We start from the raw sequence: 6,281 nt of genomic DNA on the forward strand, positions 1-6,281 counted from the left end.
CGCGCGAGCAGCAGCACCAGCTGGATGTCGCGCTCGGCGAGCACCCGGTTGACCCCCCGGAGCGTGCCCGCGAAGTAGGGGTCGGAGAAGACCCGGTCGTCGGGCTCGGGCACGACGACGGCGATCGAGTCGGTACGCCGCGTGACGAGGCTGCGGGCCGCCGGGTTGGGCACGTAACCCAGCGTGCGCACGGCCGTGTCGACGGCCGACTGGGCGCGCGGGCTCACCCGCTGACCGCCGTTGATCGCCCGCGAGGCCGTGGCCCGCGAGACGCCCGCGACCCGCGCCACCTCGTCGAGGGTCGGCTGACCCGCGCTCACGGTGCTGCGCGGGGTGGTCACTCGCGCCACGCTAGCCGCCCGCGGGGGAAGGGATGGGCAGGCTCCCGGTCCGGGCGAGCTCGGCGTACCAGTGGGCGCTCGACTTCGGCGTACGACGCTGCGTCGCGTAGTCGACGTGGACGAGCCCGAAGCGCTTGGCGTAGCCGAAGGCCCACTCGAAGTTGTCGTAGAACGACCACTGGAAGAACCCGCGGACGTCGACGCCCTCCTCGATCGCGCGGTGCACCGCACGCAGGTAGGAGTCGAGGAACGCGATCCGGTCGGGGTCGTGCACCCGCCCGTGCTCGTCGAGCCGGTCGTCGAAGGCCGCGCCGGTCTCGGTGAGGTAGATCGGCAGGTGCGGGTAGTCGTCGTGGAGGCGGCGGAGCAGCCGGTGGAGTCCCTCGGGCTGGATCTCCCACCCCATGGCGGTCAGCGGCAGCCCGCGGCTCGGGAAGGTGACGTGCTCGGAGCCGGGGAACGGCGAGAGCGCGACCCGGTCGGGGTGGTCGGCCCCGACGCCGACGACGTCCGTGCGCGGGTGACCCGAGACCTCGTTGCCGTGGTAGTAGTTCACGCCCAGCACGTCGATCGGGGTCGAGATGACGTCGAGGTCGCCGTCGCGCACCACGTCGAGCCAGGGCCGGTCCTGCCACGTCCGGTCGGCGGTGTCCTCGAGCACGTCGACGGGGTAGGAGCCGCGGAAGATCGGGTCGAGGAAGAACCGGTTGTGCATCCCGTCGATCCGGCGGGCGGCGTCGACGTCGACAGGGTCACCTGCGTCGCTCGGGTCGGGCACCGTCAGGTTGAGGCTCAGCCCGAGCCGGTCGGCTCCGCGGCTGCGCAGCTCCTGCGTCGCGAGGCCGTGCGCGAGCAGCAGGTGGTGGCCGGCGACCAGGCCGGCCGCCCCCTCCTGGCGCCCCGGCGCGTGGTGGCCGGCGGAGTAGCCGAGGAAGGCCGAGCACCACGGCTCGTTGAGCGTGGTCCACGTCGGCACCCGGTCGCCGAGCGCCTCGTGGACCGAGACGGCGTACTCCACGAACCGGTGGACGGTGTCGCGGTCGGTCCAGCCGCCGGCGTCCTCGAGCACCTGCGGCAGGTCCCAGTGGTAGAGCGTCAGCCACGGCGCGATCCCGTGGGAGAGCAGCTCGTCCACGAGCCGGTCGTAGAACGCGAGGCCGGCCGCGTTGACCGGCCCCGCGTCCGGCCGCACCCGCGGCCACGCCACCGAGAAGCGGTACGACGTGGCACCGAGGTCGGCGAGGAGTTCCACATCGGCCGGCATCCGGTGGTAGTGGTCGCAGGCGACCTCTCCGGTGTCCCCGCCCAGGATCGCTCCGGGGACCCGCGAGAAGGTGTCCCAGATCGAGGGGGTGCGCCCGTCCTCGGCGACGGCGCCCTCGATCTGGTAGGAGGCGGTCGCCATGCCCCACACGAAGTCGTGCGCGAAGTGCGCTCGCGGCGACGACTCGACGGTGGAGGCGGGCGTGGTGTGGGTGGTCATCCCTTGACGGCTCCTTGCATGATGCCGGACACGAGCTGGCGGCCGGCGAGGACGAACAGGACGAGGAGCGGGATGGTGGCCAGCGTGGTGCCGGCCAGGACGAGGCTGTAGTCCTTGAAGAACCCGCTCTGGAGCTGGTTGAGCGCCACCTGGATGGTGGGGTTGCTGTTCGGCAGGGCGATGAGCGGCCAGAAGAAGTCCGTCCACACCTGCATGAAGGTGAAGAGCCAGAGGATGGCGGCTGCAGGTCGGGCGGCGGGCGCGGCGACGTGCCAGAAGATGCGGATCTGGGAGCACCCGTCCATGCGGGCGGCCTCGACCAGCTCGTCCGGCACCGCGTCGACCAGGTACTGGCGCATGAAGAAGACGCCGAAGGCGGTGACCAGCCACGGGATGATCACCGACGTGATGGTGCCGGTCCAGCCGAACTCCGACATCAGGATGAACATGGGTACGACGCCCAGCTGGGTCGGGACTGCCATGGTGGCGATCACGAAGACCAGTAGCGGACCGCGACCACGGAAGCGCAGCTTGGCGAAGGCGTAGCCCGCCAAGGTGCAGAAGAACACCACCGAGCAGGCCGTCACCGTGGACACCAGCAGGCTGTTGCCGATGGCCTTCCAGAAGGGGATCGTCGTCATCGCGCGCTCGGCGTTGGACCAGAAGTGACCACCCGGCAGCAGCGGCGGGACGCCCTGTGCGGCGATCTCCTTCGTGTGCGAGCCGAGCAGGAACGACCAGTAGAGCGGAGCGGCTGAGCCGACCAGGAAGGCGGTCAGCAGGCCGTAGACGAGGAACCCCGGACGGCGCGTCATCGGTCTCCTCCCAGGGCGCCGATCCTGCGGATGAGCAGGAAGTTGGCGATGCCGAAGGCACAGATCACGACGAAGAGCAGCCAGGCCGTGGCCGAGGCCCGTCCCAGGTCGCGCAGCTGCCAGCCGAAGTCGTAGATCAGCATGGTGATGGTGCCGAACTGGCGGTCGCTGCCGCCGTTGCGTGCGTTGGTCTCGTCGAAGAGCCGGGGCTCGGCGAAGATCTGGAGGCCGCCGATCGTGGAGGTGATGACGACGAAGATCATCGTCGGGCGGATCATCGGCAGCGTGATGCTGACGAACTGCCGCACCCGGCCGGCGCCGTCGATCGCCGCCGACTCGTAGAGCTCGCGCGGCACCGCCTGCATGGCGGCGAGCAGGATGAGGGCGTTGTAGCCGGTCCAGCGCCAGTTCACCATGGTCGCGACGGCGACGTGGCTGGCGAACCGCTCGGTGTGCCAGCCGACGGGGTCGATGCCGACGTGCCCGAGCAGCTCGTTGATGAGGCCGTAGCGGTCGCCGTACAGGCTGCCGAAGATGATCGCGATGGCCACGGGGGACACGACGAAGGGCAGCAGGATGCTCATCCGCCAGAACGTGCGGCCGCGGAGCTGGTTGTCCAGCAGCGCCGCCAGCACCACGGCGATGACGATCTGCGGCACGGAGGAGAGCAGGAAGATGCTGATCGTGTTGACCAGCTGCTTGGTGAAGTAGGGGTTGCCGAGGACCTCGCGGAAGTTGTCGAGGCCGACGAACTCGCCCTTGCCGCCGATCAGGCTCCAGTCGTGCACCGACACCCACGCCGTGTAGGCGAGCGGGAACATGCCGACCACCAGGAACAGCAGGAAGAAGGGCGAGATGTAGAGGTACGGCGAGAGCCGGACGTCGAGCCGGGTCAGTCGTTGCCGCCACTCGGGCCGGGGCGTTCGTCCGGTGGGCCCGGACGCGGTGGAGGAGCCCTCCCGGGTCGGGGACACCGTCTGGGTGCCCCCGCCCCGGGAGGTGGTGGAGTTGCTCACGAGGAGTCCGTCGGTCCGATCAGCCGAGCGCTTCGACGTCGGTCACGAACTGGTCCCACGACTCGGCAGCGTCCTGGGATCCGTCGTCGACGCGAAGGACCGCAGCCTGGAAGGCCTGGAGGATGTCGGAGTACTTCGGGCCCTTGTAGGGCTGCACCGTCACCGCCTGGGCGCGCTCCGCGAGGATCTGACCGGTGGGCGCGTCGTTGAAGAAGGCGTTCGTCGCGCTGGTCACCTCGTCCGACTCCAGGGCCTCGACCTGGCTGGGGAAGGTGCCCTTGGCTGCGAACGCCTTGACCTGCTGCTCCGGCGCGGTCAGCCAGGCAGCGACCTCCTTGGCCTCCTCGACGTTCTCGCCCTGGGACGGGACGGTGAGGAACGAGCCTCCCCAGTTGCCGCCGCCGCCGGGGAAGACGTTGGCGATGTCCCAGCCCTCGACACCCTCGGCGTTGCCCTCGACGACGCCGAGCATCCAGCCGGGGCACGCCATGGTGGCGAAGCCGTCGTTCTGGAACGAGGCGGTCCAGTCGTCGCTCCACTGCGGGAGCTTGGTGGACAGGCCCTTCTCGATGTTGCCGGTGACGTCGGCCCAGACGGCCTTGAGCTCGTCGTTCTCCACCTCGACGGTGTTGTCGTCGGTCTCGAAGGGGTTCGCGACCTGGTTGAGCATGGCCTGCGCGAGCCCGCCGGAGGAGTCGTACCACGCGGTGTCGGGGACCTTCTTGATGAACTCCTCGCCGAGGGCGAAGTAGTCGTCCCAGGTGCCCATGAGCCCCGCGACCTCCTCGCGGTCGGTGGGGAGGCCGGCCTTCTTGAAGAGGTCGGCGCGGTAGCAGATGCCCTCCGGGCCGATGTCGGTGGCGTAGCCGATCATCTGGCCGTCGGCATTGAGGGTCTTCTCCTCGACCCACGGCAGCCAGCGGCCGTCGAGCTCGTCGTCGGTGAGGTCGACGAAGGCACCGCTCTCGGCCATGATCGCGGGCATCGCGTCACCCTCGATCGCCTCGATGTCCGAGAGGCCCGACCCGGCTGCGAGCTTCGTGTAGAGGTTGGCCTTCGCGTCGTCCCACGTGCCGACCTTCACCTGCTCGATCTTGATGTCGTCGTTGGCGGCGTTCCACTCGTCGATGAGCCCCTCGTAGCCGAACTCGTTGAACGTCGCCACGGTGATCGTGGTGACGCCGTCTGCGGTCGTCCCGTCGTCGTCACCGCCGCCGCACGCGGCTGCGGTCGTCGCGAGGGTGAGCGCCATCAACGCGCTCGAGGCGAGTCGGAATCGCCGGGTCTTCGATGTCTGCACCACTGCACTCCTGCCGTCCTGGGGCGCCGGGCGCCCTGCCCGGCTGGAAGGTGGACGTGAGCGGTGTGAGAGCGCTTCCACTTCCGTCCGTCTGCAACTATGACGCCGGTCACATCCGGCTGTCAACGGTCGCGGCAGAGTGCGTAGGTGAAATGTGGGAGCGCTTCCATCCAGCGGCCCTCACGACCACCGCAGCACACCGTCGTCGAGGCGCGCCCGCCGGATCGTCCGGGCGTCGTGGAGGTAGCTCTGCCGGAGCGACCAGGGGGCGCGCGTGCCCTGCCGGGGAAGCGTGTGCACCACTCGCTGCACGTAGCCGGCGTCGAAGTCCATCAGCGGCACCTCCTCGACGTCCGGGTCGCGCACGGGGACGACCGACCGGGTGCCGGTCGAGCGCAACCGCCTCAGCAGCCGGACGACGTACTCCCCGACGAGGTCGGCCTTGAGCGTCCAGGAGGCGTTGGTGTAGCCGATGGTGAAGGCGAAGTTGGGCACGCCGGAGAGCATCATCGCGCGGTAGGCCATGGTCCGGCTCGGCTCGACCCGCTCGCCGTCGACGCTCAGCTCGGCGCCGCCGAACACCTGCAGGTTGAGGCCGGTCGCGGTGACGACGACGTCGGCCTCGAGCCGCTCCCCCGACTCCAGCTCGAGGCCTGTCTCGGTGAAGGTGGCGATGCGGCCGGTGACGACGTCGGCCCGGCCGTGCCTGATGGCCCGGAACAGGTCGCCGTCGGGCACCAGGCACATCCGCTGGTCCCACGGGTCGTAGCTCGGGTTGAAGTGGGTGTCGACGGCGTAGCCGGGTGGGAGCTGGGCGACGTTGGTCCTGCGGACGAGGCGGCGCACGAGGTCCGGACGCCGCCGGCTCACGCGGTAGAGCGCGGACTGCAGCGCGATGTTCTTCCACCGCGTCGCGACGTAGGACCGCTCCTCCCCGACCAGCCTGGTCAGCCGGCCCTTGACCGCGTCCTTCGCCGGCACGGAGAGGACGTACGTCGGTGAGCGCTGCAGCATCGTGACGTGCTCGGCGCCGCCCGCGGCGAGGGCGGGCACGAGCGTGACGGCGGTCGCGCCCGAGCCGATGACGACGACGCGCTTGCCCGTGGGGTCGAGGTCGTCGGGCCAGTGCTGCGGGTGGACCACCGGGCCGCCGAAGCGTTCCTGGCCCTCGAAGTGCGGCGTGTAGCCCGCGTCGTAGTCGTAGTAGCCGCTGCACGCCCACAGGAAGTCGGCGGTCGTCGTGCGCGGCTCCCCGCCGACCTCGGAGGTCACCGTCCATCGCGCGGTGCTCGAGTCCCAGTCGGCCGCGACCACGCGGTGGCCGTA

At 70.1% G+C, this 6,281-nt stretch carries 6 protein-coding genes; all 6 read right to left on the reverse strand.

Annotated features, from left to right (window positions below):
- Positions 1 to 341, reverse strand: a 341-nt coding sequence (locus VFZ39_RS01145; RefSeq protein ID WP_330863880.1) for a LacI family DNA-binding transcriptional regulator, incomplete at its 3' end; no start/stop codon positions are given.
- Between the two features lie 10 nt (positions 342 to 351).
- Positions 352 to 1,824 carry a GH1 family beta-glucosidase gene (locus tag VFZ39_RS01150; protein ID WP_330863881.1) on the reverse strand — a complete coding sequence of 491 codons (1,473 nt, stop codon included), beginning with the start codon at positions 1,822 to 1,824 and terminating at the stop codon, positions 352 to 354.
- Entirely contained in the window at positions 1,821 to 2,639 is an 819-nt protein-coding gene (locus tag VFZ39_RS01155) for a carbohydrate ABC transporter permease (RefSeq protein ID WP_330863882.1), read from the reverse strand. Before VFZ39_RS01155 ends, VFZ39_RS01150 begins: the two co-directional genes overlap by 4 nt.
- Positions 2,636 to 3,655: a carbohydrate ABC transporter permease gene (locus VFZ39_RS01160; protein ID WP_330863883.1), complete on the reverse strand. Its 1,020-nt coding sequence runs from the start codon at positions 3,653 to 3,655 to the stop codon at positions 2,636 to 2,638. The genes VFZ39_RS01155 and VFZ39_RS01160 overlap by 4 nt, the downstream gene beginning before the upstream one ends.
- 19 nt (positions 3,656 to 3,674) lie before the next feature.
- Complete coding sequence (locus VFZ39_RS01165) at positions 3,675 to 4,955, reverse strand: extracellular solute-binding protein (protein WP_330863884.1); 1,281 nt, start codon at positions 4,953 to 4,955, stop codon at positions 3,675 to 3,677.
- A 180-nt stretch (positions 4,956 to 5,135) separates the two neighbouring features.
- Positions 5,136 to 6,281 (reverse strand): flavin-containing monooxygenase (locus VFZ39_RS01170; protein WP_330863885.1); only part of this gene is annotated, 1,146 nt, incomplete at its 5' end.

It is taken from the genome of Nocardioides sp., assembly GCF_036374615.1.
Lineage (GTDB): Bacteria > Actinomycetota > Actinomycetes > Propionibacteriales > Nocardioidaceae > Nocardioides.

Coding starts and splice junctions, on each gene's coding strand:
- VFZ39_RS01150 (WP_330863881.1), bottom strand. CDS start 1,824: ATGACCACCCACACCACGCCCGCCTCCACCGTCGAGTCGTCGCCGCGA.
- VFZ39_RS01155 (WP_330863882.1), bottom strand. CDS start 2,639: ATGACGCGCCGTCCGGGGTTCCTCGTCTACGGCCTGCTGACCGCCTTC.